General features: G+C 33.5%; 22 protein-coding genes. 12 read left to right on the forward strand and 10 right to left on the reverse strand.

Going from position 1 to position 26,500, the window contains the following annotated elements:
- Positions 1-309 precede the first annotated feature (309 nt).
- From nqrF to ACFFVB_RS15510, 6 genes are read right to left on the reverse strand one after another with little or no spacing between them, the layout of a single operon-like run.
- Positions 310-1,626, reverse strand: a complete 1,317-nt coding sequence (gene nqrF / locus ACFFVB_RS15485) for an NADH:ubiquinone reductase (Na(+)-transporting) subunit F (RefSeq protein ID WP_382384130.1) — start codon at positions 1,624-1,626, stop codon at positions 310-312.
- Between the two features lie 6 nt (positions 1,627-1,632).
- Complete coding sequence (nqrE, locus tag ACFFVB_RS15490; protein ID WP_382384131.1) at positions 1,633-2,349, reverse strand: NADH:ubiquinone reductase (Na(+)-transporting) subunit E; 717 nt, start codon at positions 2,347-2,349, stop codon at positions 1,633-1,635.
- A 40-nt stretch (positions 2,350-2,389) separates the two neighbouring features.
- Positions 2,390-3,037, reverse strand: coding sequence for an NADH:ubiquinone reductase (Na(+)-transporting) subunit D (locus tag ACFFVB_RS15495; protein WP_382384132.1), 648 nt, complete (start codon positions 3,035-3,037; stop codon positions 2,390-2,392).
- A 3-nt stretch (positions 3,038-3,040) separates the two neighbouring features.
- Entirely contained in the window at positions 3,041-3,793 is a 753-nt protein-coding gene (locus tag ACFFVB_RS15500; protein ID WP_382384133.1) for a Na(+)-translocating NADH-quinone reductase subunit C, read from the reverse strand.
- 2 nt (positions 3,794-3,795) lie between these two features.
- Complete coding sequence (locus tag ACFFVB_RS15505; RefSeq protein WP_382384134.1) at positions 3,796-4,995, reverse strand: NADH:ubiquinone reductase (Na(+)-transporting) subunit B; 1,200 nt, start codon at positions 4,993-4,995, stop codon at positions 3,796-3,798.
- Positions 4,996-4,997: 2 nt separating this feature from the next.
- Positions 4,998-6,353, reverse strand: a complete 1,356-nt coding sequence (locus ACFFVB_RS15510; RefSeq protein ID WP_382384135.1) for a Na(+)-translocating NADH-quinone reductase subunit A — start codon at positions 6,351-6,353, stop codon at positions 4,998-5,000.
- 194 nt (positions 6,354-6,547) lie between these two features.
- Between ACFFVB_RS15510 and ACFFVB_RS15515 the strand changes: the two genes are divergently transcribed.
- The 5 genes from ACFFVB_RS15515 (at position 6,548) to ACFFVB_RS15535 (ending at position 12,587) form a co-directional block, all read left to right on the forward strand.
- The gene (locus tag ACFFVB_RS15515; RefSeq protein ID WP_382384136.1) at positions 6,548-7,804 is read left to right on the forward strand and encodes a type IX secretion system plug protein; all 1,257 of its coding nucleotides are present in this window, start codon (positions 6,548-6,550) and stop codon (positions 7,802-7,804) included.
- Between the two features lie 98 nt (positions 7,805-7,902).
- Positions 7,903-8,289, forward strand: a complete 387-nt coding sequence (gene apaG / locus ACFFVB_RS15520) for a Co2+/Mg2+ efflux facilitator ApaG/CorD (RefSeq protein ID WP_382384137.1) — start codon at positions 7,903-7,905, stop codon at positions 8,287-8,289.
- Positions 8,290-8,456: 167 nt separating this feature from the next.
- The gene (pruA, locus tag ACFFVB_RS15525) at positions 8,457-10,085 is read left to right on the forward strand and encodes an L-glutamate gamma-semialdehyde dehydrogenase (RefSeq protein WP_382384138.1); all 1,629 of its coding nucleotides are present in this window, start codon (positions 8,457-8,459) and stop codon (positions 10,083-10,085) included.
- Positions 10,086-10,208: 123 nt separating this feature from the next.
- Complete coding sequence (locus ACFFVB_RS15530; RefSeq protein ID WP_382384139.1) at positions 10,209-11,327, forward strand: lactonase family protein; 1,119 nt, start codon at positions 10,209-10,211, stop codon at positions 11,325-11,327.
- A gap of 144 nt (positions 11,328-11,471) precedes the next feature.
- Positions 11,472-12,587 carry a lactonase family protein gene (locus ACFFVB_RS15535; RefSeq protein WP_382384140.1) on the forward strand — a complete coding sequence of 372 codons (1,116 nt, stop codon included), beginning with the start codon at positions 11,472-11,474 and terminating at the stop codon, positions 12,585-12,587.
- Here the strand turns inward: ACFFVB_RS15535 and rsmG are convergent, their stop codons facing one another.
- Entirely contained in the window at positions 12,588-13,217 is a 630-nt protein-coding gene (gene rsmG, locus ACFFVB_RS15540) for a 16S rRNA (guanine(527)-N(7))-methyltransferase RsmG (protein WP_382384141.1), read from the reverse strand.
- A gap of 136 nt (positions 13,218-13,353) precedes the next feature.
- Between rsmG and ACFFVB_RS15545 the strand changes: the two genes are divergently transcribed.
- From ACFFVB_RS15545 to ACFFVB_RS15560, 4 genes are all read left to right on the forward strand, one after another.
- Positions 13,354-14,454 (forward strand): fatty acid desaturase family protein, encoded by a 1,101-nt coding sequence (locus ACFFVB_RS15545; protein ID WP_382384142.1) that lies wholly within the window; start codon positions 13,354-13,356, stop codon positions 14,452-14,454.
- Between the two features lie 13 nt (positions 14,455-14,467).
- Positions 14,468-15,655, forward strand: coding sequence for a pyridoxal phosphate-dependent aminotransferase (locus tag ACFFVB_RS15550; RefSeq protein ID WP_382384143.1), 1,188 nt, complete (start codon positions 14,468-14,470; stop codon positions 15,653-15,655).
- A 244-nt stretch (positions 15,656-15,899) separates the two neighbouring features.
- Entirely contained in the window at positions 15,900-17,345 is a 1,446-nt protein-coding gene (locus ACFFVB_RS15555) for an MBOAT family O-acyltransferase (protein ID WP_382384144.1), read from the forward strand.
- A 3-nt stretch (positions 17,346-17,348) separates the two neighbouring features.
- Positions 17,349-18,347: a hypothetical protein gene (locus ACFFVB_RS15560; RefSeq protein WP_382384145.1), complete on the forward strand. Its 999-nt coding sequence runs from the start codon at positions 17,349-17,351 to the stop codon at positions 18,345-18,347.
- Between the two features lie 172 nt (positions 18,348-18,519).
- Here the strand turns inward: ACFFVB_RS15560 and ACFFVB_RS15565 are convergent, their stop codons facing one another.
- On the reverse strand, positions 18,520-20,013 hold the full coding sequence (locus tag ACFFVB_RS15565) for a TrkH family potassium uptake protein (protein WP_382384146.1): 1,494 nt from the start codon (positions 20,011-20,013) through the stop codon (positions 18,520-18,522).
- A gap of 3 nt (positions 20,014-20,016) precedes the next feature.
- Positions 20,017-21,366 (reverse strand): Trk system potassium transporter TrkA, encoded by a 1,350-nt coding sequence (gene trkA / locus ACFFVB_RS15570; protein ID WP_382384147.1) that lies wholly within the window; start codon positions 21,364-21,366, stop codon positions 20,017-20,019.
- 136 nt (positions 21,367-21,502) lie between these two features.
- Between trkA and ubiE the strand changes: the two genes are divergently transcribed.
- Together ubiE and porT are read left to right on the forward strand one after the other, a co-directional pair.
- Complete coding sequence (ubiE, locus tag ACFFVB_RS15575) at positions 21,503-22,231, forward strand: bifunctional demethylmenaquinone methyltransferase/2-methoxy-6-polyprenyl-1,4-benzoquinol methylase UbiE (RefSeq protein ID WP_382384148.1); 729 nt, start codon at positions 21,503-21,505, stop codon at positions 22,229-22,231.
- A gap of 1 nt (position 22,232) precedes the next feature.
- Complete coding sequence (gene porT, locus ACFFVB_RS15580; RefSeq protein ID WP_382384149.1) at positions 22,233-23,057, forward strand: type IX secretion/gliding motility protein PorT/SprT; 825 nt, start codon at positions 22,233-22,235, stop codon at positions 23,055-23,057.
- Here the strand turns inward: porT and ACFFVB_RS15585 are convergent.
- Entirely contained in the window at positions 23,044-23,778 is a 735-nt protein-coding gene (locus ACFFVB_RS15585; protein ID WP_382384150.1) for an RNA methyltransferase, read from the reverse strand. The genes porT and ACFFVB_RS15585 overlap by 14 nt on opposite strands.
- A gap of 105 nt (positions 23,779-23,883) precedes the next feature.
- Here ACFFVB_RS15585 and tamL point away from each other — a divergent pair, with 105 nt between their 5' ends.
- Positions 23,884-26,409, forward strand: a complete 2,526-nt coding sequence (gene tamL, locus ACFFVB_RS15590) for a translocation and assembly module lipoprotein TamL (protein WP_382384151.1) — start codon at positions 23,884-23,886, stop codon at positions 26,407-26,409.
- The last annotated feature ends 91 nt before the right edge of the window (positions 26,410-26,500 follow it).

Consider the following 26,500-nt stretch of genomic DNA (forward strand, 5'->3'; position numbering starts at 1 on the left):
TTAGGATTGATTAGTTGTCAAATCAAGAATAGCAACAACAAAAGATGATTTTACATGAAATTTGATACATCTAACAACCGAATTCATGAATGCACTTAACTACAAGACTGTTGCAAATAAACTGCTTTGAGACCTCTTTGGGGAATCCAACACGAACAATTTGATAGAATATAAGACAAATACATTAAAAGACAATTGATGGTTGTAAAGGCTACACTATAAAATGAACATTATAACTTTAAAATTTTATTATACGACAAAAAAAAAACCGACTCTTTCGAGTCGGTTGTATATTTATGAAGAGATCTATTAACCTCCAAAATCATCAAATCTAATATTTTCGTCATCAAGACCAAAATCTTCACCCATTTTCTGAACGGCTTTGTTCATTAAAGGAGGACCACAGAAATATAATTCTAAATCTTCTGGTGCATCATGTTTAGATAAATACTGATCTATTACCACTTGGTGAATAAATCCTGTAAATCCATCTCCATTTACATCGTCGATATCTGCTTTAACTTTCCAGTTATCCGCTTCTGTTGGATCAGATAATGCGATAAAGAATTTAAAGTTTGGAAAATCTTGCTCTAAAGCTCTAAAGTAATGGATGTAGAATAATTCTGCTTTAGAACGTCCACCGTACCAATATGTTACTTTTCTTCCAGTTTTTAAAGTTCTGAATAAGTGATAAATATGAGAACGCATTGGCGCCATACCTGCTCCACCACCAACATAAAGCATTTCTGCTTCAGATTCGTTGATAAAGAATTCACCGTAAGGCCCAGAAATAGTTACTTTATCTCCAACTTTTTGGTTAAATATATAAGATGAAGCTACACCTGGATTTACATCCATCCAGCCACCTTTGGCACGATCAAAAGGAGGTGTTGCTACACGTACATTAAGCATGATTTTACGTCCTTCTGCAGGGTAAGAAGCCATTGAATAAGCTCTTTCCACAAGTTCGTTATTTTTCATAACTAACGGTCTTAAACCAAACTTGTCCCAATCTGCTTCAAACTTATCTGGCTCTCCTGGGTGATCTCCTGGGTGTGCACTAACATCCATTTCTGAATATTTAATTTCACAGTTAGGGATTTCAATTTGGATATATCCACCAGCTTTGTAATTCATATCCTCAGGGATTTCAACTACAAATTCTTTAATAAATGTGGCTACGTTATAGTTTGATACTACAGTCGCTTCCCATTTTTTAATTCCGAAAATTTCTTCTGGAATTGTAATTTCCATGTCTTGTTTCACTTTCACCTGACAAGATAAACGCGCACCATGTGCTAATTCTTTTCTTGAGAAGTGAGGTGTTTCAGTAGGTAAGGCTTCACCTCCACCAGACATTACGTGACACTCACATTGTATACAAGTTCCACCTCCACCACAAGCTGATGGTAAGAATATTTTTTGAGCTCCTAAAGTAGATAATAAACTACCTCCAGAACCTACTTCAATTTCTCGTTCACCATTAATTGTGATCTTTACTGGACCTGATGGTGATAATTTTTGTTTAACAAACAATAATAAACTTACTAGAACTAAAGTAATAATTAAAAAAGCTACTACTGTTGCGATTATTGTTCCTGTTGTACTTGCTAATAAAATCGTCATAATCCCTTAGTTGATTTCTTTTGTATTATTCGCTAACTCTTTTACGTTGTCTGCTGCAGGAGTTTCCACTTTTACAGTTTTTTCCACTTTAGCACCTTCTTCGTCACCTCCAGTTAACATTCCACCAAAACTCATAAATCCGATGGCCATTAATCCAGTAATAATAAACGTAATTCCTAATCCTCTTAATGCTGGTGGTACATTAGAATATCTAATTTTCTCACGAATAGCAGCAATTGCTAAAATCGCTAAAAACCATCCAATTCCTGAACCAACACCATATGTTGTTGCTAATCCTAAAGTAGGAATCTCACGAGATTGCATAAATAAAGAACCTCCTAAAATCGCACAGTTTACAGCAATAAGTGGTAAGAAAATACCTAATGAATTATATAACGACGGAGAAAATTTCTCTACAATTATTTCTACCAACTGAACCATTGTTGCAATAGTAGCAATGAATAAAATAAATGATAAGAAACTTAAATCGTAATCTGCATATTCTGCTCCTAACCATTTTAAGGCTCCTGGCTGAAGAATATACTGATCTAATAACCAGTTTAAAGGCACAGTAATAGCAAGTACAAATATAACCGCGGCACCTAGACCTACGGCTGTACTTACTTTTTTAGATACAGCCAAGTAAGAACACATTCCTAAGAATGTTGCAAATACCATGTTATCTATAAATATTGATTTGAAAAATAATTCTATATGTTCCATATTCTTATAAGATTTCAGTTAAGTAAAAAACCTATACTGATTAATGATCTTCTACTAATGATTTATTTCTACTACGTTGTACCCATATGATAATCCCAACAACAATTAAGGCCATTGGAGATAACAACATAAATCCGTTGTTTTCGTAACCTATAGCATATAAACCTGTTTTTTCGATTGGATCTCCAAGTACTTTAAATCCTAGTAATGTACCAGAACCTAATAACTCTCTAAAGAAACCTACGATAATAAGAATTAAACCGTAACCAGCAGCATTACCAATACCATCTAAGAATGATCTCCAAGGTCCGTTTGCCAAAGCGAAAGCTTCAAAACGCCCCATGATAATACAGTTGGTAATAATTAAACCTACGAATACAGAAAGTGTTTTACTTAACTCGTAAGAAAACGCTTTTAAAACCTGATCTACAATAATTACTAAGGCAGCTACAACAACTAACTGCACGATAATTCTAATTTTTGAAGGAATAATATTTCTCATTAAAGAGATCACAACATTCCCTATTCCTAGCACAGCCATTACCGACACAGCCATTACAATAGATGCTTTTAATTGCGCCGTAATTGCTAAAGCAGAACATATACCTAATACCTGAATGGTAATCGGGTTATTATCCGCTAACGGATCGGTGATTAATTTTGTGTCTTTTTTTGATAAAAGTGCCATAAATTAATTATTTTTTAAGTTATCGAAATAAGGCTTGTAAAGTTTTAAATCACTTTTAATCATTGCTGTTACCCCATCACCTGTAATAGTAGCACCCGCAATTGCATCAACCTCATTATCTGTTTTATCTTCGTTTTTTGGATCGGCATTACTTTTAGATACTGTGATACCTTTAAAGTTACCAGCATCATCTAATAAATGCTCACCGATAAAGTCGTCCATAAAGAAACGTTCTTTAATGTTAGCACCTAAACCAGGAGTTTCCCCTTTATGGTCGAAATACGCACCTTGAACAATCATATCTTTATCTACAGAAACATATCCCCAAATGGCATCCCATAAACCTTTACCGTAAATTGGAATAACATAGAATGTTGAACCATCCTTTTCTCCAACAAAAATTGGTAAACGTCTTTTTGAAACATCACTTCTAGAAGCTGCTTTTTCCTTTTTAATATCCATTAAATACGCTTCAGGATCTTCTGAAGTTTCTCCATCTTGAATTACGATCTGCTTGGTAATGTATTTTTCAAATAATTCAGGAGCATCTGTTGTCGAAACAAAAACAGCACTTCCATCTGTATTATCATTTACACCCATAGCATACAAAATATTTTGTTGCTTTTCGATACGTTGATTTTCAGCAATTCTTGGCTTTAGTGAAGATGCTGTAAAGGCTAATAAAGCACCTACAACAAATACCATCACTATAGCAAATATAATAGTGTATGAATTTTTATCTGTTCTATTTTCCATTGTTAAGCCGTTTTTACTTTTAAACGTTTCATTCTTTTCTTTACATTACCTTGAACGATGTAATGATCGATAGTTGGAGCAAACACATTCATTAATAATATTGCAAGCATTACACCTTCTGGATATGCCGGGTTGAAAACTCTAATCATAATTGATAAGAATCCGATTAAGAACCCATAAATCCATTTTCCTTTATTTGTTTGAGATGCCGTTACAGGATCTGTTGCCATAAACACAACTCCAAAAGCAAATCCACCAATAATTAGGTGATGCCAAAATTCGGTACTCATTAACGTATAAAACTTACTTGTTTCAGTAATCCATCCTGAAGACACAACACCATTAAACATTAATCCCATTGTTAAAGCTCCAAGAACTGCTGAAAGCATAATTCTCCAACTTCCAATCTTAGTAAAGATTAAAAATAAACCTCCTAAAAGAATTAATAATGTGGAGGTCTCGCCGACCGATCCGGGAATAAAACCAAAGAACATATCTGCAATGGAATAGTCTACATGATGCCCTTGAGCCAAACTTCCGAGTATTGTTTCACCAGAAATGGCATCGACATTTGCGCCAGCTGCTATTTCTTTAGTACGTTCTACTGCACCGTGAACCCATACTTTATCTCCAGACATCCAAGTTGGATATGCGAAGAACAAGAATGCACGTATTGTTAATGCAGGGTTTAGAATATTCATCCCTGTACCTCCAAAAACCTCTTTACCAATAACAACACCAAAGACTACTGCTACTGCTAACATCCATAATGGAATATCAATTGGCACAATTAAAGGCACTAACATACCTGTTACTAAATATCCTTCTTCTACTTCGTGATTGTTAATGGTCGCGAATATAAATTCGATACCTAAACCAACTCCGTAAGACACAACTACTAATGGTAAAATTTTAATTAAACCAATATAGAATGCATCCCATGATAAAAATTCTACAGGAGCACCAGAAGCTAAGAAATGCTGATAACCAGCGTTAAACATACCGAAAATTAAACATGGCACCATCGCCATGATAACTGTATTCATAGTACGCTTTAAATCGTCGGCTACTTTTATATGAGTACCATTGTGAGTAGTCTCATTTGGTAAGTATAAAAACGTATGCAGAGCATTAAACGCCGGTGCCATCTTGGTACCCTTATACTTTTCTTTTAAATTATGTAAATTACTTTTTAAACTCATGATTACCCTATTTCTTTAATCATTACATCTAAACCTCTTCTAATAATGTCCTGATGTGGTTGTTTAGATACACAAACGAATTCTGTTAACGCAAAATCTTCTGGAGCTACTTCGTACATACCAAGAGCTTCCATTTCATCTAAATCTGAATACATACAAGACTTAAGAATTTGTAAAGGAAAAATATCTAAAGGAAAAACCTTTTCAAAATTACCTGTTAATACAAAAGCTCTATGCTCTCCGTTTGTATTTGTATTTAAATCGTATTTTTTATTAGGACTTAACCAAGAGAATGTTAATGCTCTAGATTGAGAAATCTTATTAAATACGGGCTTATTCCATCCAAACAACTCGTAATCGTCTCCTTCTGGAATTACAGTAATTAAATTACTATAATAATCTAAGTTTCCATCTGGTTTTACTTGTTTTCCTGACAATACATTACCAGAAATAATACGATTATTACCGTTTTGTTCGATACCGTTATCGTAAACAATTGTCGAAATTTCGCTAGCTATTTTAGTTTTAAAATATCTAGGTTTCTTAACTGCAGATCCAACCAAAGCCACAATACGCTCTGCATTAAATTTACCTGTTAATAATAATTCTCCAATAATAACAAGATCTTGTGGGTTGATAGTCCAAACCACTTCTCCTTTATTTACCGGATTAATTTTATTAATTTGAGTTCCAACATTTCCTATAGGATGCGGTCCAGATAATTTATGAACAGAAACTCCTGACAAACCTGCAAGAGGTGAATTCGATCCGTTTTTAACAGACACATGCACTGCTCCTGAAGTTAATTTCCCTAAAGCAGTAATAGCCGCTTGTAATTCGGCTTCTTTACCTTGCAAAACAAAATCTAAATCCACAGCTAAAGGTGCGCTATCGTAACCTGAAACAAAAATAGCTTTTGGCTGTTTTGTAGGATTTGCAATAACATCGTACGGACGTTGTTTAATAAATGGCCAACACCCTGCTTTCTGTAAGTATAAACTTATCGCTTCAGCAGTTGCAGAATTTACATTTATTTTTTCGTTTTCTTGGTAAGATTGTGCTTTGTCTGCTTGGATCTTAATTGCTAAAATCTTACGTTTTTCACCACGTAAAACATCAACAACTTCACCAGAAACAGGAGAAACAAATTGAACAGTTTCGTTGGCTTTATCATAAAAAACAGGGCCTCCTGCTTTTACTTTATCTCCAACTCTAGCAACTAATTTCGGAATAACACCATGAAAGTCTTCAGGCCTTAAGGTATAAGAATTGCTTATAACAGCACTCTCCAAAGCCTTTTCGGCCTCACCTTTAAGTTTAATGTCTAGACCTTTTGTAATTTTAATGTCGTTTGACATATTATAAATCTATTTATTAATAATAGTTATACTGATTTCAACACATTATCGTTTGAAAAATCCTCGCAAATTTAAGAATAAAAAGGTAAAACCATATGAAATACAATATATCTTGTTTATTTATAATTATTCTAAATAATTAGAATATTAAAGCCTCTAATTTTATGTATATTTACTACAATAAATGCATAAAAATGAACAAAAATTTAACCTTGTTTCTATTAATTTCATCAATTTATAATATAGTCTTCTCTCAAGTTGAGTATGAAACCGCTCCTCCAAATCACATAAGTACAATTACTTTTAAAGGAGAAACAGACATTAGCATACTTCCTATAATAGACCTTGGCAATACTGTACAACTCGAGTTTGACGTACTTAACGGAAATGAAGACGATTATTATTACACCATAGAACATTTTAATTACGACTGGACACCTTCGACTAATCTCATGCGTTCAGAATACATAGATGGTTTCGACAAGCAACGTATTGTTAATTACGAGAACTCATTTAATACCTACCAAATTTACTCGCATTATGTACTGTCTATTCCAAACGAGCAAGTGCGTCGTTTAAAATTATCAGGGAACTATATGATTAAAATTTTCGATGAAAGTGATGCCCTTATGTTCTCTAGAAAATTTATGATAAATGAAGGTGGAGCAAATGTAGGTGTAACCATAAAACTATCGCGAGATGTTAAATACTTCAACGAGAAACACACCGTAGATCTTATTATTAATTCAAGTACTATTGAATTTAATAATCCGCTGCAAACTGTAAAAACAACCATTATTCAGAATAATAATTTAAATACGGCGATAGTTAATGTTAAACCAATGTACACTATGGGATCGGATTTAATTTACAAATACAATAAGGAAACCACTTTTTGGGCAGGGAATGAATACCTATATTTTGACAATAAAGAAATCCGTGTTGCCAATAGTGGCATTAATTTCGTGGACTTGCAAGACTTGTATAATACTTATTTGTATACGAATGTTGTTAGAAAAAACTTACCTTATACATACAACCCAGATATTAATGGGAATTTTGTTATTACAAACATCGATTCGACCGATCCAAATATCGAAGCCGATTATGCATGGATTAATTTTTCTTTAAAAGCCGATGAATTACCGATAAACAAGTCTGTATATGTTTACGGAAATTTTAATAATTACACGCTTAACGAGCGCACTAAAATGACCTATAATCATGAAAAAGGCATTTACCAAAATACCATGTTATTAAAACAAGGGTTTTACAATTATAAATTTGTCACTCAAGATGAATCAGGCAAAATTGATGACGGCGAAATTAGCGGAAACTTTTACCAAACAGAAAACAATTACAAAGTCGTTGTTTACTACCGCGATCTTGGAGGGAGATATGATAAGATAATCGGAGTTGGAGAAGCGAGTTCAGTCAACATTTCGAATTAATAGCACTCAAATTACGACTTGACGATCCCACAATTCTAGTTATACAAATTAAATTCGTATTTTTACTTTATATAATTTACGTTTTATCACATAGATATATGGTTCAACAGGTAACAAGAGGTATAAAAATTTCGGTAGAAACATCTTTTGAAGGCACATTTTATAGAAGTTATAAAATGCAATACGCTTTTCAATACGAGATTACTATCGAAAACCAAAGTAAAGACACGGTGCAGCTTAATGCTAGACACTGGACCATACTTGATGCCTTAAATAGTGTAGAAACAGTTTCTGGCGAAGGCGTTATCGGTTATAAACCTGTTCTAAAACCAGGCGAATCTCACACTTATAGATCGGGCTGTATGCTTACCTCTCCTTTTGGCGCCATGCACGGATTCTACAACATGATAAACCTAAACAGTACTAAAAAATTTAAAGTATATATTCCTAGTTTTAAGCTTAGCGCACCTTTCGCTATAAATTAACTCGTGATTTTAAGTTTTATACGATTTTATCATTCTCATAATTTTTCGGTTTTAAAAATAAAAAATATCCAAATTTAACGCTGTTTTAGGAAAATATGCCACCTCTTTTCCAATTAAAAAATTGTAAATTTGAATAAAACATAACACAATTTAAAACTCAAATAATTATGGGAAAAGGATTTTTTAACACACCAATTGCCATTAACGAACCTGTAAGAAGTTATGCTCCAGGAAGCCCAGAACGCGAATCTGTTCTTGCGACTTACAAGGACCTTTTTAATAGTCAAGTTGATGTACCTTTATATATTAATGGAAAACATGTAAAAACTGGAAATACCAGAACCATGTCTCCTCCTCACGACCATAAACATAGTGTTGGTCAATATCATTTAGCTGAAAAATCTCATGTCGAGGATGCTATTGCGACCGCTCTAGAAGCTAGAAAAGCGTGGTCTCAAATGCCTTGGGAACACAGAGCTGGAATTTTCTTAAAAGCAGCAGAACTTATCCAAGGTCCTTACCGCGATAGAATTAATGCAGCAACAATGATTGCCCAATCTAAAACTATTCACCAAGCAGAAATTGATGCCGCTTGCGAATTGATAGACTTCTTACGTTTCAATGTACAGTTCATGACAGATATCTATCATGATCAACCAGAAAGCACAAGTGATGCTTGGAATAAAATTGAATACAGACCTCTAGAAGGATTCACATACGCTGTAACACCATTTAACTTTACTGCTATTGCCGGAAACTTACCTGCTTGTATGGCGTTGATGGGAAATGTTGTCGTTTGGAAACCAAGTGATAGCCAAGTCTATTCTGCAAAAGTTATTATGGATGTTTTTGAAGATGCTGGTGTGCCTCCAGGAGTTATTAATGTTGTTTTTGGTGATGCCGAAATGATTACAGATGTGGTTATGTCTAGTCCAGATTTCTCTGGTTTACACTTTACGGGATCTACTTATATATTTAAAGAACTTTGGAAAAAAATTGGGAATAACATTCACAACTACAAAACGTATCCTAGAATTGTAGGAGAAACTGGTGGTAAAGATTTTATTGTTGCACATAAAACAGCAAAACCGAAACAAGTAGCTACTGCTATTGTAAGAGGTGCTTTCGAATTTCAAGGACAAAAATGTAGCGCCGCTTCTCGTGCTTACGTTGCAAAAAGCATTTGGGACGAAGTTAAAGGTTACGTTATAGAAGATGTAAATTCTTTTAAACAAGGGTCTCCAGAAGATATGTCTAACTTTGTAACAGCCGTTATTCATGAAGGTTCTTTCGATAAGTTAGCTAAATATATAGATCAGGCGAAAGCAGATAAAGACGCAGAAATCATAGTTGGTGGTGGATACGATAAGAGCAAAGGGTACTTTATTGAGCCTACTGTTATCTTAACTACAAATCCTAAATATACTACGATGAGCACAGAGTTATTTGGCCCTGTAATCACTATTTATGTATATGAAGATGATGCGTATAGCGAAACATTAAAATTAGTAGACGAAACTAGTGAGTATGCATTAACAGGTGCTATTTTAGCTCAAGATCGTTATGCCGTTATAGAAGCAACTACAGCTTTACAAAACGCTGCAGGTAACTTCTATATTAACGACAAACCTACAGGTGCTGTTGTGGGTATGCAACCATTTGGTGGCGCTAGAGCTTCAGGAACTAACGATAAAGCGGGAAGTCCTCAAAACTTATTACGTTGGATTTCTCCACGAATGATAAAAGAGACATTTGTGACGCCTACAGATTACCGTTACCCATTTTTAGGGGAATAATAATCTAGAATATAGTATTATATCGAAAAGCCTGTCTACATTTTAGACAGGCTTTTTTTATGCACCTTATTTGCTAGTTGCTATTAAAAACAGTTACTTCGTTTTACAATTAATCGATACCCTATGAAAATCGTTCTATCTATTTTAAGTCTTATTTTAATAACAAGTTGCAACACGAATAAATCTGTAACCAAAAACACGGCAGACAGCTTTCCTTTTTATGTGGGCACCTATACTAATAAAGGTAGCAAAGGGATTTATAAATACGCGCTCAATGCCGATGGAACCTTTACTAATCTCGGATTAAAGGCTATTGCAGAAAACCCTTCGTTTTTAACGCTTAGTTCAGATAAAAAGAATCTTATAGCCGCGAATGAAATAGATAGTGATGGCTCTGGAGCAATCACTTCTTTCGCTATAGAAAAGGACTCTTTAATCTTTAAAAACACAATCCCTTCTGGTGGTACAAATCCGTGTTTTGTGGCGGCCAATTCTGACAATTACGTCTTAGCAGCAAACTACTCAAGCGGAACCGTAGGACTTCTTAGTCTAAAAGAAGATGGTTCTTTAAGTGATTTACTAGCAACTCAAAAACATATTGGAAAAGGCACGACTAGCAGACAGGAAGCACCGCACGCGCATTCAGCTTGGTTCGAACCACATAGCAATACTATTATTTCGATTGATTTAGGAACAAACCAACTTTGGTTTTCTCAAATCGATACTGAAACAAATGCATTACAGCCTACAGAACCCTTGCTTTTAGATATGGCTGAAGGTGCAGGACCTAGACATTTATCATTTCATCCAAATTCTAAATGGATTTATGTTTTAAATGAATTAAATAATACAGTAACCCGAATTGAAAAATCATCAGACAAAGAATACCTCATCAAAGAAAGTATATCTACGCTTCCTTCAGATTATAATAAAGAAAACACAAGTGCAGATATTCATATTTCAAATGATGGTTCATTTCTTTACACCTCCAATCGAGGACATAACAGTATTGCCATTTATAAAGTCGATAAAACCAACGGAACTCTAGCTCTTATTGGTTACGAATCGACACACGGAAAAGATCCTAGAAATTTCTCCTTATCACCTAGCAATGGTTTTATAGTTGTGGCAAATCAAAATTCAGACAACCTAGTATCTTTCAAAAGAGACACAGAAACAGGCACTTTACAATTTGTAGACGAAATTAATGCACCAACACCAGTTTGTGTTTTATTCGAATAATTCTAATCAAAACATTATTGCGAGCCGGTCTATTTTAATTAATTTTACGGTACGTTTTATTTAAGTCATTCTAGAATTTATAACTCGATTTAACTCTTAATAAAGAATAGAGATACTTCGTTTTATACCAACACCTTTTCAACCATGAAAACGTTTCTTTCAATTTTAAGCTTATGCCTTGTTTTAAGCTGCAATTCAAAAAAATCAACACCAAAAACAGAAACAGAAAGTATTCCTTTTTATGTGGGGACTTACACCACTAAAGACAGTAAAGGGATTTACAAATACGAATTAGATTCCGAAGGTTCATTTACAGAACTAGGATTACAAACCCTATCGGAAAGTCCTTCTTTTTTAAGTTTTTCAGCAGACAAAAAACACCTTATCGCAGCTAATAAATTAGATCCTAAACAAGGGTCAATATCTTCTTTTACTATTAAAGGAGACTCGTTAATATTAAATAACATAATGCCTTCTGGAGGTATGAATCCTTGCTTTGTAACTACAAATAAAGATAACTATGTCTTAGCTGCTAATTACGGCAGTGGCACAGTGAGCTTACTACAATTAGATGAGAACGGACATTTAACAGACACATTAGATATAAAACAACACCAAGGAAAAGGAACGACTTCCAGACAAGAGGGGCCACATGCACATTCGGTATATAGTGTTCCGAATAGCAACGACATTATATCTATAGATTTAGGAACTAACAGTTTATGGATGTACACTATAAACAAGAATACTAAAACACTTGAACCTAAACCAGAAGCCTCATTAGCTATGGAAGAAGGAGCTGGGCCAAGACATCTTACATTTCACCCAAACAACAAGTGGCTGTTTGTCTTAAATGAATTAAACAACACCATTACCAAGGTTGAAAGATTAGAAGACGAGCAATATATAAAGAAAGAAAGCACAAGCACTTTACCTTCAGATTACACAGAATCATCGACTAGTGCAGATATACATATATCTGCTGACGGCTTATTTCTATACACTTCAAATCGTGGACATAATAGCATCGCTATTTTTAAAGTAGATCCTAAAGATGGATCATTAACAACGGTAGGTTATGAATCGACTCGAGGTGAAACACCACGAAATTTCTCATTATCGCCAGACGAAAAATTTGTGGTTGTCGCCAATCGAAATTCAGATAACTTAATATCATTTAAAAGAAATAATGAAACAGGTCTTTTAACTTTTGCCGACGAAATTAAATCGCCGACACCGTCTTATATCCTATTTCAATAATTACCCCTTAAACTTTATTGGTAGATGAACGATTTTTTTAGTGTCGAAAAATTCTTCTTCGAAATAATCGTTTAGGTTGTAAATAGAAACTGTTTTATAATCTTGAAGTTCCTCGGCTAAATCACCTCCTTTAAGATATATAATTCCGTTTTTCAATTCGTTTTGCTGTGTTTTAGCGATTTTACCTTTGGTCCAATGTACAAAAGTCGGCATAGCAGCAACGGCGCGACTGACAATAAAATCGTATTTATCGTCAATTTCCTCTACACGACTATGTGTAATTTTTACGTTGGTTAATTCTAAACCTTCAACAACCTCAGCAACTACTTTTAATTTTTTAGCAATACTATCTACCAGATGAAAAGTACACTCAGGAAACAGGATTGCCAAAGGGATTCCAGGAAATCCACCACCGGTTCCAACATCCATTAATTTCGTACCATCTTTAAATGAAATAAGCTTGGCAATACCCAAAGAATGCAAAACATGACGTAAATACAATTCATCAATATCCTTTCTAGACACGACATTAATCTTCAAGTTCCAGTCTTGATATAAACTTTCTAGTTTCTGAAACTTAGAAATTTGGTCTTCTGTTAAATCTGGGAAATACTTTAAAATAAGCTCCATTTCATTTTATTTTTGGCAAAAATATGCTTTTTAATGGCATTTTTTTATGATTTAAATAATAAGTTGCGCCGCATTATTAATTATCTTTGTCCAAAACAGCAACCTCCTAATTTAGTTGTTGTTAAATAATAAATATATGAGCAACCAAGTATTATCCTTTTCACGTCAAGATCCAGCAAAGTTTTTTAGAACGCTGAACAAACGTGTAAATGAATATTTTAAAGAGAATGACATTAAACGTACAGGAAACTGGAAGTTATGGGTTAAAACCATAATCATGTTTACAATCTTTTTAGCCCCTTATTTTTTAATTTTAACTTTAGATATTCCACAATGGGCTCAATTTCTATTAACAATCGTTATGGGAATTGGAATGGCAGGTGTTGGAATGAACGTTATGCACGATGGAAATCACGGTGCCTTTTCTAACAAAGATTGGGTAAACCGTTTAATGGGAAGTAGTATTTACATATTGGCCGGTAACGTTTACAATTGGCAAGTACAACATAATGTATTACACCACACCTACACTAATATTCATGGTCACGACGAAGATTTAGAAGCTGGGCGTGTTTTACGTTTTTCAAGACATTCTGAATGGCAATGGCACCATAAGTTTCAACATTACTACTCGGTTTTATTATATGGTTTATTAACTATTAATTGGGCAATTACTACAGACATTAAGCAAATGAGAAGCTATATGAAACGAAAGTTATCATACGGGAAATTTCCAAGTCCGATAGCGAACTGGAGTAAATTAGTCATCTCAAAAATTATATACATCAGTATCTGGATAGTAATCCCGATGGTTGTTTTAGACTTGGCTTGGTGGAAAATTTTACTTGGATTCTTTATCATGCACTATACTGCTGGATTAATTCTAAGCGTAGTATTTCAATTGGCTCACGTTATGGAAGAAGCTGAAATGCCACTTCCAGAAGAGGATGGTACGATGAAAAACACTTGGGCGATTCATCAATTAAAAACGACAGTTAACTTTGGCGCTAAAAGCAGAATTATTAACTGGTACACTGGCGGATTAAATCATCAAGTAGAACACCATATTTTCCCTCATATTAGTCATGTTCATTATACAAAGATTTCAAAAATTGTAAAAGAAACAGCTAAAGAATTTAATTTACCTTACAACGAATATAAAACTACCCGTAAAGCCATCGCTGCTCACTTTAGATATTTGCGTGAGATGGGCGTTAAACCCGCTTTACAATCTTAACCATTAATTAAAAATGAATCCACTTTCAGACAGAATTACAAGTCTGCCTACATCGGCTACTTTAGCAATGGCAGCAAAAGCACGTGAACTTAAATCACAAGGTATTGATATTATCGGATTAAGTTTAGGGGAACCTGACTTTAACACTCCGGACTATATTAAAGATGCTGCGATACAAGCTATTAACGACAACTATAATTCGTACTCTCCAGTAGATGGATACGCTGAATTAAAGGATGCTGTTATTACAAAGTTTAAACGTGATAACGACTTAACATATACACCTGCACAGATTGTAGTTTCTACAGGAGCAAAACAATCTATTGCGAATGTTGCTCAAGTATTATTAAATCCAGGTGACGAAGTATTATTACCTGCACCGTACTGGGTAAGCTATTCTGCTATTGCAACGTTATGTGAAGCGACTTACAAAGAGATCCCTTCAACTATCGAAGATGATTTTAAAATCACACCAGCTCAGTTAGAAGCTGCGATTACACCTAAAACTAAAATGGTGTTTTTTAACTCGCCAAATAATCCAAGTGGAACGATTTATACTGAAGCTGAATACCGTGCTTTAGCCGAAGTTTTAGAAAAATATCCAAATATTTTCATCCTTTCAGATGAAATTTACGAGCACATTAACTACGGTGTAAAACACTTTAGTTTTGCTGCTATTCCAAGTATGTTCGACCGTACAATTACTGTTAATGGTGTTGCTAAGGCATTTGCTATGACAGGTTGGAGAGTTGGATACATTGGTGCTCCAGATTGGATCGCTAAGGCATGTACTAAAATGCAAGGACAGATTACTTCAGGAACAAACTGTATCGCACAACAAGCTACAGTTACTGCTTTAAATGAGTCTCCTGAGCGTATTCAGTTTATGGTTGATGAATTTAAAATTAGACGTGATTTAATTTTAGATTTATTAAACGACATCGAAGGATTTAAAACAAACATCCCTACAGGTGCTTTTTATGTATTCCCTAACGTATCTTTCTATTTCGGAAAAACATTAAGAGGAAAAACAATAAACAACGCTACAGACTTTTCTTTATACTTACTAGAAGAAGCGCACGTAGCAACTGTAACAGGAGAAGCATTTGGAAACTCTGATTGTATCCGTATTTCTTATGCTGCCTCTCAAGACACAATAACTGAAGCTCTTAAACGTATTAAAGCAGCAGTAATCGCTTAATACTATTTAATATAATTGAAAAAGCCACTATTTTACGATAGTGGCTTTTTTTGTTTCGTAGTCTAAAATATTAGTAATCTTTAGTAATAATCAATCCAGTTGCCTTGATTATTAAAATGCTCTCTTTATTTTAACAGCTACACGTTTTTTAATCATAAAAACGTGTAGCTGTTAATCTCTAAAAAACTATATTTACTCCTTTTAACAAAAAATTAAGTTTTAACTTTAAAACTAAAGGTCCTTAATGCTTTTTAATTCTATCGATTTTGCTGTTTTTCTACCAATTGTATTTATACTGTATTGGTTTGTAACTAACACTAATTTAAAATTACAAAATCTGTTAATCGTTGCAGCGAGTTACCTGTTTTATGGCTGGTGGGATTGGCGATTTTTATCATTAATATTATTTAGTACTCTTGTAGATTACTCAATAGGAAGGCAGTTAATGTCTGAAGACAATCAAGGAAAAAGGAAACTTTATCTTTGGACAAGTATCTTAATAAATCTTGGATTTTTAGGCTTTTTTAAATACTACAATTTCTTTCAAGAAAGTTTTGTAGATGCGTTTTCATTTTTTGGAACAAAAATAAATGCAAGTTCATTAGATATCGTTTTACCAGTTGGAATTAGCTTTTATACATTCCAAACGTTAAGTTATACAATAGATGTTTATAAACGTAAATTAGAACCCACAACAGATTTTATTGCATTCTCTGCTTTTGTGAGTTTCTTTCCACAATTAGTAGCTGGTCCTATAGAAAGAGCAACGCATTTACTACCTCAGTTTTATAAAAAAAGAACTTTTGATTACACCAAGGCAGTAGATGGTATGCGGCAAATACTTTGGGGATTGTTCAAGAAGATTGTTATTGCCGATAACTGCGCACAGTATGCCAATCAAATTTTTAATAATTCAGAAAGCTATTCAGGGAGTACATTGGTTTTAGGAGCAATATTCTTTACGTTCCAAATTTATGGTGATTTTTCAGGGTACTCAGATATTGCAATAGGTACTTCGCGTTTGTTTGGATTTGATTTAATGAAGAATTTTTCATTCCCTTATTTTTCTAGAAATATAGGAGAGTTTTGGAGACGTTGGCATATTTCTTTGAACACGTGGTTTAGAGATTATTTATATATTCCACTAGGTGGAAGTCGTGGTGGCACTTCAATGAAAATACGCAACACCTTCATTATATTTATAGTGAGTGGATTTTGGCATGGTGCAAATTGGACATTTATAGTTTGGGGCGCTCTTAATGCTGCATATTTTCTCCCACTTATGTTAACTAATAACAATAGAAATCATTTAGATACTGTGGCTAAAGGCAAAATACTACCATCATTTAACGAATTATTTATGATGCTAACCACATTTGGCTTAACTGTGTTTGCTTGGATATTTTTTAGAGCAGATAATTTAGGACATGCTTTCCAATATATTTCAGATATTTTTAAGCATCCAGGGTCCTTCCTTCTATTAAGTATCTATCTTAAATACCAAACGGTACTTATTTTGTTAACTGTTTTTCTTCTCATTGAATGGCTTGGAAGAGAGGGCGAATTTGCTATTGCAGAATTAGGTTTGAGATGGAGCAGACCACTAAGATTTATTTTTTATAATGTAATTATAGTATGTATTTATTTCTTTAGTGGTAGTGAACAAGAATTTATTTATTTTCAATTTTAATTCATGAAAAAATTTTTAAAAAGTATTTTTATTTTTGCAATATCGGTAATGTGTTTTTCTTTACTATTTATTGTGCCCTATATTAATGCGGATCCATATTTTGATTTTTTTAAAAAAAATAATTATTCTTGGATTTATAGATTTCAAATGTTAGGAGATTTATCTACCAAAAAATTAATACATTCAGATTCAGATTATAATTCTTTTATATTTGGTAGTAGTAGGACAACAGGTGTATATGGCTGTTATTTAGAACAAAAAATACCTGATTCTGAATTTTATCATTTTGCTAATTGGAGTGAATCTATAGGAGGTATTTATAAAAAAATTAAATTAATAGACTCACTTGGGTATAGTTTAGATAATACAATAATATATTTGGATACAGATTATACGTTTGAGGGAGATGGCAAAGAGCATGAATATGATCATTATCTAATAACAGGAGAAAATAGGTTTAGTTATCTCCATAATCATTTTAAAACCTATTATGAAAATTTTAGCTTAGATAAATTTGATATTCTACTTGGCAATTCAATTAGTGGTGAAAATTTTCCGAATAGAGATTCAGATCCTGTTACTAATGACGCTTATCATAGGTGTAATGATATTACAGTTATTAAAAATTATGCTAAAGTAAAAAAAGATATACCTTATCTAAAAAAAATGGATTCTTTGATTGAATCAGGTTTTATGTATAAAAGGGAAGCTGTTCAAAAGCAACAAATCCCTCAAATATCAACCATTGAAAAAAAATATTTAGAAAAAATTGCAGAACTTTTTAAAAAGCATAACACCAATTATTATATTGTTGTAACCCCCTTATATGATCAGTACAAGTTTCATAAAGATGATTTAACTATTTTAAATACTATATTTCCTGATAGGGTGTTTGACTTTTCTGGAATTAACAGCTTTACAATTGATCCTTATAATTTTCCTGACCGCAAACATTTTCAACCATATATTTCTAAAAAAATATTAGATTCTATTGTAAGATAAAAAGTTGAATTAAACATGTATAATTGATCGCTTATACATGTTTTAACAAGAAATATTTTCAAAATAAGATAGAGAATATTATTATTTTAGTTGAACCTAACCACAACTCAATTATATTAGCCGATACTCAGATTAAAAAGGATTCCAATCATAGATTATACCACCTGTAAGCTTACCTATTCCGCCAAAAGAACGGTGTTAACAATACTAAAACAGTAAACAGTTCTAAACGCCCGATAAGCATTAAGAAACTGCACCACCACTTACCAAAAGCGGGTAAAGCAGCATAGTTGGTAACAGGACCAAAATTCCCTAAAGCAGGACCTACGTTTCCTAAACTTGAGGCTGATAATCCGACTGCTGATTCAAAATTAATACCAAGCATAGAAAATACCAAGGCCCCTATAATAAAGGACAACATATATAATATAAAGAAGGCTAATACATTAAATACAATATCTCCAGACACCGCTTTAGAATTGTAGCGTACCGGTAAGACTGCATTGGGATGAAGCGAACGTTTAAACTCTATAAACCCGTTTTTAATCATAATTAAATGACGTACAACTTTTACACCTCCAGCTGTACTTCCTGCAGAACCTCCTAAGAACATTAATCCGAAGAAAAACACAACCAAAAAGTGAGTCCACAAGGTATAATCTGCCGAAACAAACCCTGTAGTTGTAATTATAGATAACACTTGAAACAACCCATGTCTAAATGCACTTTCTGCTTGTCCCCAAACCATAGGGTGTGTTATAGACGACATGCTTAAATCTGCTCTAAAATAAATGATGAATGCCACAATTGTAGTAAAAATAGCGATAAACCAACTGTACAGTTTAAACTCTTCGTCTTTATATATTTTCTGAATTTTCCCCTTAAAAGCAAAATAGCTCAGCACGAAATTAGCACCTGCCAAAAACATGAAAGTAATAATAATATATTGAATAATGGGCTGGTGGTTCCAATACGCTACACTTGCATTTTTAGTTGAAAACCCTCCAGTAGACAAGGTTGCCATAGCATGATTTATAGCATCAAAAAATGTCATACCAGCGAGCCACAGTAATAAGGTTTCGGCTAATGTATATCCGAAATATATTAACCATAAACGTTTTGCTGTATCAGTAATTCTAGGATGCAATTTATCACCGCTTGGTCCTGGTGCTTCCGCAGCAAAAAGTTGCATACCTCCTATTCCTAATAACGGTAGAATAGCCACGGCAAGAACAATAATACCCATTCCACCAATCCAGTGCGTTAAACTTCTCCAAAACAAAACGCCATACGGAATAATTTCTATATCGTGTATAATTGAAGATCCCGTGGTGGTAAAACCAGACATGGTTTCGAAAAAGGCATCGGTAAAATTAGGTATACTTTGCGTTAAAATATAAGGTAGCGTTCCAGACAAGGTCATGACAAGCCATCCAAAAGTTACTACAATATAACCTTCACGCTTATTCATTTCCTTTTTATGATCTTTGGTTGCAAACATCATGACTACACCCAAAACAATAGGAATCATTCCTGAGTAGAATAATTGCAACGTTACACCGTCGTCGTATAGAAAACTAACTAATGCAGACAACAACATAAATCCACCATTAAACAACAATAGTAGTCCTAAAAAATGAAAAATAATTTTATAATTAAGTTTCATATGCTAACGAAAAAGTTTTTCTACTTGTTTTATAGATTGCGGTAAACAACATACAACCACACGGTCTCCTTGACTAATTTTAAAATCCCCTAAAGCAATAATCCCTTCTCCATCTCTAATAATTCCGCCAATAATAGCAGAACGCGGAAAATCTATTTCTTTAATAATTTTATTACAAATTAAGGATTTAGACTTCACTTTAAACTCCAATAACTCGGCGTGCATATTGTTAAGTTTAGTCATCGCCACAACATCTCCTTTTCTTATATATCTAAAAATATTATTTGCGGCTAAAAGCTTCTTATTAATAAGAGTATCAATACCTATAGATTGCGACAATTCGAAATAATCCATATTCTCGACTAAAGCAATTGTCTTTCTTACTCCTTTAGATTTAGCCACTAGACATGACATTATATTGGTTTCAGAATTTCCTGTTACCGCAATAAATGCATCCATATCGCTAAGATTTTCTTCTTCAAGTAAATCTACATTTCTGCCATCACCATTAATCACTAAAACTTTAGGCAACTCATCTGCAACATCAAAAGCACGTTCTTTATCTTTTTCGATCAGTTTAACACGCGTCGAAGAATTACTTAAATCGCGAGCAGCTTTATATCCGATTTTACTTCCGCCTAAAATCATTACATTTTTAACTTCAGTATTTTCTTTCCCTGTCAATTTACAAAGTTCTTCTGCACCACCTTCAGAGGTTATAAACACCACATTATCGCCTTGTTTAAAGATAGTATCTCCTCTAGGTATTAATGTATATTGTGTTCCGAAACGCTGAATTGCAATAGGAACAAAGTGAATTTCAGGAAATATCTGAGCAGCTTCTTTTACGGTTTTACCAACGAAGGTCATTCTGCTAGATAAGTTTATACCCACCATGGTTAATGCACCTCCTTCAAACTCGTAACTATCGTTAAATGCCGATTGGTCTAATAATAACTTTATCTCCGATGCTGCTAAAGCTTCCGGAGAAATCAATTCATCAATTCCGAATTTGGTAAACCCAACTTCTTCTTTATGATTAATAAATTCGGTATTAGAAATTCTTGCAATGGTCTTTTTAGCCCCAAGTTGCTTAGCCAAAACGCAAACCGTAATATTGGTGGTTTCGGAAGAAGTAACCGCAATAACAAGGTCGCTTTCGGCAACTCTAGCATCTTTCAAAATTGAAATGGATGTAGAATCTCCTTTAATTACTTTTATGTCTAAATGAGTATCGGCTTTAGTTAAGCTTTCCTTATTTACATCTATTAAAGTAATTTCTTGAGCTTCGTAAGATAAAAGTTTAGCTAAATGAAACCCAACTTCACCAGCGCCTGCAATGATAATTTTCATGTGTAGTCTATCGTAAAAAGTAAAACAAAGATACTAGAATTTATAATTCTTGTATGCTTTTACAATTAATATAATTATTTGTTTCCAAGTTTCCTAATGCATAGTGAATAACTTATATTTGTTCAAAATTTTTGATTTGACAAAAGTAAACCCATATAAAGACAGCGACCTTGGTAAAAAGGAGCAAGTCACTAAAATGTTTGATAATATTTCAGGCACTTACGACGATTTAAACCGTGTAATTTCTTTTGGTATTGATATTAAATGGCGTAAAAAAGTAGTTGAATTGGTTAAAAGCACCAATCCTAATTCGATTTTAGATATCGCTACAGGAACTGGTGATCTGGCAATCAATTTAGCAGAAACTGATGCTGAGAAAATTGTAGGACTAGACATTAGCCCTGGAATGCTTGAAGTTGGAGTACAAAAAGTTAACGCCAAAAAATTAGAAGGTACAATTGAAATGATTTTGGGAGATTCTGAAAACATGCCTTTTGAAGACAATGCTTTCGATGCGATTACAGTTGCTTTTGGTGTTCGAAATTTTGAAACTTTAGAAAAAGGGTTAGCTGAAATTCTACGCGTTTTAAAACCAAATGGAATTTTTGTTATTTTAGAAACATCGGTTCCTGTAAAAACACCTTTCAAACAAGGGTATAAATTATACACCAATAACATCATGCCAGCTATTGGAAAACTATTTTCTAAAGACAAAAGCGCCTATAAATATCTAAGCGATTCTGCTGCTGTTTTTCCACATGGAGAAGCTTTGAACAATATTTTAAAGAAAGTTGGGTTTATTAATGTTAAAGATTTCCCACAAACATTTGGAGTCGCTACCATTTATACATCATCTAAACAGTAATATGAGAAAATTAGTTGTAATTATATTTTTTATCCTGATTTCCCAATCTAGTTTTGCTCAATTATTTAGTCGCGAACGGATTTTACACAATGAGAATTTTGATAAAGACCGATTTAGTTATGGCTATTATTTAGGTTTTAATAATTACGGATTTGATTTTGATTATAACAATTCTATTAGTGCGACTACCGATACCGGAGAAGCTGACAGAACAGACATACAAATAGATAAAAGTATTGGTTTTAGTGTTGGTCTATTAGGAAATATGCGGATTAACGATTACATAGATTTACGCTTTGAGCCTGGACTATATATTACCAACAGAGTTTTACATTACAATGCCTATCACTTTGAAGGCTATAACTATATTGACTCAGATGGTAATAGTGTTCCCTATTTCGGAACATCAACTACTACAGCATATGATTTCCAAGATGACCCAAAGAATGTATTAGAACGCGAAATAAGATCAACCTACATACATTTACCGTTATTGGTGAAATTTTCGGCTAAGCGTTTAAACAACTTTAAACCTTTTATTATGGGTGGTGCTTCGATGTCTATAAACCTAAACAGTAACGAAGAAAATACTGAAGATAATAGTAATGGACAATTTAGAATGAAGAGATATACCTATTATTATGAAGTAGGTGTTGGCATAGATTTCTATTTACCATACTTTAAATTCACGCCATCTATTCGAGGTGTATTCGCCATGAATGATGAGCTCGTTCGAGACGACCCTTTAAATGGTCCTAGTCCGTGGACCGATAACATTGCGAGTATGAAGACACAAGGGATTTTTATAAACTTTACGTTTCAATAGTTCGGCGTTTAAACTCGCTTAACAGAATTGAAGTTGCAGTAGCCACATTTAAACTTTCGGTAGCTTTTAATTCACCAAATCTTGGTATCGATATTTTTTCGGTAATTAAAGCTTCAATATTTTTAGATACTCCATTTGCTTCATTTCCCATTACCAAAATACCAGAATCTAAAAGTTCGCCATGCGTGTACACGTTTTCGCCTTCCATAAAAGCACCGTAAACCGGGACATTTGATTCCTTTAAAAACACCTCTAAATCTAAATAACTAATATTTACGCGTGTAATAGATCCCATTGTAGCTTGTACCACTTTAGGATTATAACAATCTACAGTACCAATATTACATATCAAATCGCTAATACCAAACCAATCACATAATCTAATAATTGTTCCTAAATTCCCTGGATCTCGCACATCGTCTAATGCCACACATAATTGAGACACATCTATTTGTTTTGTTTTGGGAATTTCGAAAACAGCGAGCGCCTGATTAGGATTCGTTAAAAAGCTAATGCGCTTTAAATCGATTTCAGAAACAAGTGTTTCTAAAGGCAATTCTAAATTAAAGGATTCTGTTGTATATAAATGCTGTAGTTTTAAGTCGGATTGCAACAATTCTTTAATTGTTTTAATCCCTTCAGCAACAAACACATTCGACTCTAACCTGTGCTTTTTAAGTTTTAATTTATTAATTAGTTTTATTTGATTTTTCGATAACATTCAAATAATGTATTTTTGATTTCGTAAGCAACTTATTTGTGTTTGCCTTATGCGATTGCAAACATAACACAAGTCTTTTAAATGTTTTTAATTTCTAGAATATACTTGAAACAAAGGTTCTCAAAAATAGTATTATTTATTTTAATAACAGGTTTAATTACGGCTTGTAACTCGGTTAAGAACGTCGGAGATAACGATCTGCTTTTGGTGAATAACACCATTTATGTAGACAGCGTTAAAAACACTTCAGAACAGATAGACAACCTTATTTATCAAGATCCAAACAAGACCATGCTTGGATTACCTATTCGTTTATATATTTATAATTTAGCGCGTCCAAATATAGACTCTATAATAGATGCCCGACTAAATAAAACCGCAAAGCATCGAGAACGTTTGGAACGCTTTTTATCTAAAAAGCAATTGTTTCAATATATAAATTCTAGAAAAAATTTAAATTCTTGGTTAAAAACTACTGGAGAATCGCCTACACTAATTAGCGAACCCCGCGCTCTTAAATCGGTAAAACGATTAGAAGATTATTATATTAATAACGGTTGGTTCGATGTAACCGCAAGTTACGACACGATTATAAAACCGAAAAATAAGGTAGAAGTTAACTATCAGGTAAACCTAGGTACTCCATATAAAATCGACAGTATTTCTACTAAAATAATGTCACCAGTTGTAGATACGATCTACAATCAGTTTAAAAGAAGATCTTTTATAAAAAAAGGCGAACGTTATACTACCGATAATTTCGAAGCTGAACGTGACCGAATTACTTCAAGCTTAAGAAATCAAGGAATCTATCAGTTTAGTCAGGATTATGTTATTTTTCAGGTAGATACTATAAACACAAATAAAAAAATGAATGTTGAAGTTCAGATTAAAAATTTCAGCAATCAAGGAACAGATTCAACGTACCGAGAACCGTTCAAAGTTTATAAAATTAAAGATGTAAACATTTTCACCGATTCATCTCATGAAAACAGAAATTCTACAATTCAGGATTCAACTACCTATAATGGCTTTAATTTGTACAGTACAGATAAAATTGTTTTTAGACCAAAAGCACTTACTGATGCCGTTTTTATAAATCCTGGAAATGTGTTTAGGGACATCGACAGAACGCGTACATATAAGCATTTAAGTGAATTAAAAACATTTAAATATCCAGATATTAAATATGTAGAAAACCCAGACTCTACCCTTACCACAAATATCTATTTAACGCCTTTAAAGAAGTTTAATTTAGGATTTGCGACCGAAGTATCGACAAGTAATATTCAGGTTATTGGGTTTTCGGTAAACCCTAGTTTATTGGCTAGAAATATTTTTAAAGGAGCAGAAACTCTAGAACTTTCTGGATTTGCTTCGATAGGCGCTTCTAAAGATGCAAGTAATGATAAAGATGTATTTTTTGATATTAATGAAATAGGAGCAGATTTAAAACTTACAATACCAAGAATCTTTTTTCCAATAAAAACAGATAGTCTTATACCTAAAACCATGTCTCCTACCACGCGTGTGGGGTTATCTATCGCGAGTCAGAAAAACGTAGGTTTAGACAAACGGTCCTTTACAGGAACACTAAATTACAATTGGAGGCCTAAGCGCGGTATAACTCAAGCTCTAGATATATTTAACGTACAATACGTACGAAATTTAAATCCGGATAATTATTTTAATGTCTATAGTACGTCTTATGATACTCTAGACGACATCGCTCACGATATTGACTATATACAAGACGACGAAGACTTATCTATTCCTGATGGCACAAATGAATTTATAGATGAAGTTCTGGGGTCAAACCCTCCGAATAACATTTCGGACGACGACATACAAACGGTTAATAACATTGATGAACGTATGATTCGTCTAACCGAAAACAACTTAATAATATCCACAGCTTATACCTTTATTAAAGACAGCCGTAGAAATGTCTCTGATGAAGATTTTTTTATTTTCAGATTTAAACTTGAATCTGCTGGTAACTTAACGGCCTTCGGTTCTAAACTTGCTAACGCCCCGAAAAATGAAGACGACCAATACGAGCTATTTAATGTTGCATACTCTCAATATATTAAAACGGAATTAGACTTCACAAAGCATTGGGATTTAGGACATCAAAACATATTAGCTGTCCGTAGCTTTTTTGGAATTGCTATACCCTATGGAAACTCAGACAACATACCGTTTGCGAAGAGTTTCTTTGCCGGTGGAGCTAACGATAACAGGGCATGGACGGCCTACGACTTAGGGCCAGGTAGCTCACAAAGCAATGACGACTTTAATGAAGCCAACCTAAAATTAGCTTTAAATATTGAACATCGATTTAATGTTTTTGAAGATTTATACGGTGCACTATTTGTGGATATTGGAAACATTTGGAATGTGTATGATAATATTGAAGACGAAGCTTCTACTTTCGATAGTTTCAATTCACTAAAAGACGCGGCTATAGGATCAGGAATAGGACTGCGTTACGATTTTAGTTTTTTAGTCTTTAGATTCGATGTTGGTTTTAAAACTTACGACCCTTCATATTCTGAAGGCGATAGATGGTTTAAAGATTATAATTTTGGGAATGCAGTCTATAATGTGGGAATTAACTATCCATTTTAAAATATTAAAATATACATCGTTTTCGGAGATTTTCGCCTAGTTAAAGACTTCAAAACTAAAAAAAAACACATAAAAGTATTACATTTGGTAA

The organism is Formosa undariae (assembly GCF_042427615.1).
GTDB lineage: Bacteria > Bacteroidota > Bacteroidia > Flavobacteriales > Flavobacteriaceae > Formosa > Formosa undariae.

Coding starts and splice junctions, on each gene's coding strand:
- nqrF (WP_382384130.1), bottom strand. CDS start 1,626: ATGACGATTTTATTAGCAAGTACAACAGGAACAATAATCGCAACAGTA.
- nqrE (WP_382384131.1), bottom strand. CDS start 2,349: ATGGAACATATAGAATTATTTTTCAAATCAATATTTATAGATAACATG.
- ACFFVB_RS15495 (WP_382384132.1), bottom strand. CDS start 3,037: ATGGCACTTTTATCAAAAAAAGACACAAAATTAATCACCGATCCGTTA.
- ACFFVB_RS15500 (WP_382384133.1), bottom strand. CDS start 3,793: ATGGAAAATAGAACAGATAAAAATTCATACACTATTATATTTGCTATA.
- ACFFVB_RS15505 (WP_382384134.1), bottom strand. CDS start 4,995: ATGAGTTTAAAAAGTAATTTACATAATTTAAAAGAAAAGTATAAGGGT.
- ACFFVB_RS15510 (WP_382384135.1), bottom strand. CDS start 6,353: ATGTCAAACGACATTAAAATTACAAAAGGTCTAGACATTAAACTTAAA.
- ACFFVB_RS15515 (WP_382384136.1), top strand. CDS start 6,548: ATGAACAAAAATTTAACCTTGTTTCTATTAATTTCATCAATTTATAAT.
- apaG (WP_382384137.1), top strand. CDS start 7,903: ATGGTTCAACAGGTAACAAGAGGTATAAAAATTTCGGTAGAAACATCT.
- pruA (WP_382384138.1), top strand. CDS start 8,457: ATGGGAAAAGGATTTTTTAACACACCAATTGCCATTAACGAACCTGTA.
- ACFFVB_RS15530 (WP_382384139.1), top strand. CDS start 10,209: ATGAAAATCGTTCTATCTATTTTAAGTCTTATTTTAATAACAAGTTGC.
- ACFFVB_RS15535 (WP_382384140.1), top strand. CDS start 11,472: ATGAAAACGTTTCTTTCAATTTTAAGCTTATGCCTTGTTTTAAGCTGC.
- rsmG (WP_382384141.1), bottom strand. CDS start 13,217: ATGGAGCTTATTTTAAAGTATTTCCCAGATTTAACAGAAGACCAAATT.
- ACFFVB_RS15545 (WP_382384142.1), top strand. CDS start 13,354: ATGAGCAACCAAGTATTATCCTTTTCACGTCAAGATCCAGCAAAGTTT.
- ACFFVB_RS15550 (WP_382384143.1), top strand. CDS start 14,468: ATGAATCCACTTTCAGACAGAATTACAAGTCTGCCTACATCGGCTACT.
- ACFFVB_RS15555 (WP_382384144.1), top strand. CDS start 15,900: ATGCTTTTTAATTCTATCGATTTTGCTGTTTTTCTACCAATTGTATTT.
- ACFFVB_RS15560 (WP_382384145.1), top strand. CDS start 17,349: ATGAAAAAATTTTTAAAAAGTATTTTTATTTTTGCAATATCGGTAATG.
- ACFFVB_RS15565 (WP_382384146.1), bottom strand. CDS start 20,013: ATGAAACTTAATTATAAAATTATTTTTCATTTTTTAGGACTACTATTG.
- trkA (WP_382384147.1), bottom strand. CDS start 21,366: ATGAAAATTATCATTGCAGGCGCTGGTGAAGTTGGGTTTCATTTAGCT.
- porT (WP_382384149.1), top strand. CDS start 22,233: ATGAGAAAATTAGTTGTAATTATATTTTTTATCCTGATTTCCCAATCT.
- ACFFVB_RS15585 (WP_382384150.1), bottom strand. CDS start 23,778: ATGTTATCGAAAAATCAAATAAAACTAATTAATAAATTAAAACTTAAA.